Genomic DNA, 2435 nt, shown 5'->3' on the forward strand with positions numbered 1-2435 from the left:
ACTAATGGTCCTGCGATCGCTACTTGAAAGGCTTCTCCTGGAGTCTTCGATTCTCGGTCAATCGACGCAATCCCGCCAAATATAAATAGGGTAATCGAATTAACTTTGATACCCTGAGAGAGGGCAGCTAGACTGTGACCTAATTCATGTAAAAGTACAGAACTAAATAACAACAGTGCCATCGCCAATCCAGCTACCCAAGCTAAAATCGACCCTAGGCTAGAGTCGAACTCTCGCGCATTAATCATCGTTACCAGTAGCAAGATGAAAAACCACGATGGGTCTAGAAACAGTGGGATTCCGAATAGAGAGCCAACTCGCCAACCTGATAGCATCACATTTTCCTTATCTGAGACCTTCCATAGCTCTACATACCAGCATAAAGTAACTCCTATGTTCTGGGCTCATGGAACTGCCACAGGCATCCGCTCACTCAGACGAGTGTTTAGGTCTGCAAGTAGGTCATTGCCACTACGACGAGCTTGCCAAGGACCAGTGTTATACTGATCGATTATCCATTGCCCATTCATCAAGTCTTCTGACTCAGCCAAGGTACCAATGTACTGGATTGGAGTCGATGAGCTAGTGATGTATCGCTTAGTAAATTGGATGCGCCGTCCGATTACCTCTCCACTTAGCTGGGCTTCTCCTAAGTAACCGTCGTCCAAAATATTCCCAGTGATTGTATTCTTGCTTTGAACCAGAGTTGCTTCAAACCGGGTGGGTACTCCCCCTTGCCAGTAAGTTCCGAGCCAAGTGCCAGTTAAGTCTGCCATGAACACCAAATTTTAGTGAGGAGTTAACTAACCATTATAATATAATTTTGGTCTATATAGCAAATTTAGATAAGTAAGTGGTGAGATTAAGAAGAAACCGAAAGAGGAGGAAGACACCGGAACCAATCGCACCTTTATCTCTTGGTTAACACAAACACACTCTAGTGATTCCCCCGTCCAAATTCCCGATTCCCGATTCCCGATTCCCGATTCCCTAATATTTCATAATTGTCTGACCAATACACGATTACACTATCATTGCGCTTTTTGCTGGCACTTTGGCAAATAAAAGTAGCATAGTCTAGCAATAATAATTCATATTAGATGCCATAGAGCAATACCACCTAGCTTATTAGTTGTCAAGGTTACAGGAATGATGATGGATGGGGAAGAATTACTGAAGCGATATGCTGCTGGAGAACGGGACTTTCCAGAAGCTAATCTACAGGGAGTATCTCTGGCGGGAGTAAACCTGAGCCAAGCTAACCTACGACGTGCTAATCTCAGCCAGAGTTGTCTCAAGGGCGCTATTCTTAAAGGTGTCAATCTGCGAGAAGCGAATTTATCTGGTGCTAATCTACAGGGAAGTGACCTGTGTGAAGCCAACCTTATTGTTAGTAACCTGAGTCAGGCAAATCTAACTAAGGCTAACTTGAGTAATGCTAATCTACGCAGTTGCCGCCTGATTGGAGTCAACCTCAGTAAAGCTAATCTGAGTGAAGCAATTCTGAGTGAGGCAATTCTCCAGAATGCTAACTTGAGTCACGCAAAACTGATTAGCACATCCTTGAACCGAGCCAAGCTTTCCCAAGCCCTCTTGGACGGAGCGATTTTGGAGGGAGCATCCCTCAACAATTGTATTCTGATCGAAGCGAATCTGATTGGGGCAAATTTGTCCCATACCCTGCTCAGTGGAGCCAACTTGACTAAGGCCAATCTCAATCAAGCAGACTTGAGTGGTGCAATAGCAAGTGGCTGCACCATGAGAAACACTATCCTAACGGATGCGAATCTCAGAGGAGCAAGGATGAGTTGGACAATTCTCCATGGTGCTAATCTCACCAAGGCTAATTTATACCGAGCTAACCTGTGTTGGTCGAATCTTAGCGAGGCAATATTGATTGAAGCTGTTTTAATTGATGCTAATCTGAATCAGGCTAACCTGCGTGAAGCTAAACTTAGCAAAGCGATTATGCCAAGTGGCAGTCAGCATCAATAGTTGAACCCAGTTTTTGATCAGCCCTGGCTTGTTTCACACATCAAATCGAAACGCTATAGCAAAATTAACAACTGATATTATGTCTGGTTATAAATTACCACTTAATAATTACAAATAACCTGTTAATAATTAATTGTAAAATGTTACTAATTACCTTTTACAATTTACTAATTACCTGTTACCTGTTACCAATTACCAATTACCAATTACCAATTACCAATTACCAATTACCCTCAATCATTCCATTAATCAGCAAAGCTGTGCAACCCAAACCACTTATCCAGTAAAGGTCTTCAGCAGTAACAATTGTGCTAACTCGCAAAAGCCCTCAGATTCTTTAGCATAAGTGACATAGGCTGGCACGCATCTGCAACCAACTCGACAACATCCAGCCCTGGCCAGGGCATTAGACTCTGATTCGAGTGGAAAGTGTTCGACAA

The 2435-nt window shown here is 43.2% G+C and carries 4 protein-coding genes; 1 reads left to right on the forward strand and 3 read right to left on the reverse strand.

Features of this window, described 5'->3' with window-relative positions:
- From F6K37_RS38195 to F6K37_RS38205, 3 genes are all read right to left on the reverse strand, one after another.
- Positions 1-335: site-2 protease family protein (locus F6K37_RS38195; protein WP_287256295.1), on the reverse strand; the 335-nt coding region annotated here is incomplete at its 3' end.
- Positions 336-404: 69 nt separating this feature from the next.
- Positions 405-776: a hypothetical protein gene (locus F6K37_RS38200; protein WP_008188360.1), complete on the reverse strand. Its 372-nt coding sequence runs from the start codon at positions 774-776 to the stop codon at positions 405-407.
- A gap of 161 nt (positions 777-937) precedes the next feature.
- Positions 938-1084 (reverse strand): hypothetical protein, encoded by a 147-nt coding sequence (locus F6K37_RS38205; RefSeq protein ID WP_154659917.1) that lies wholly within the window; start codon positions 1082-1084, stop codon positions 938-940.
- Positions 1085-1149: 65 nt separating this feature from the next.
- Between F6K37_RS38205 and F6K37_RS38210 the strand changes: the two genes are divergently transcribed.
- Positions 1150-1995 carry a pentapeptide repeat-containing protein gene (locus F6K37_RS38210; protein ID WP_008188357.1) on the forward strand — a complete coding sequence of 282 codons (846 nt, stop codon included), beginning with the start codon at positions 1150-1152 and terminating at the stop codon, positions 1993-1995.
- Positions 1996-2435 lie beyond the last annotated feature (440 nt).

Origin of the sequence: Moorena sp. SIO4E2 (genome assembly GCF_010671945.1) — a bacterium.
Classification (GTDB): Bacteria; Cyanobacteriota; Cyanobacteriia; order Cyanobacteriales; family Coleofasciculaceae; genus Moorena; species Moorena producens.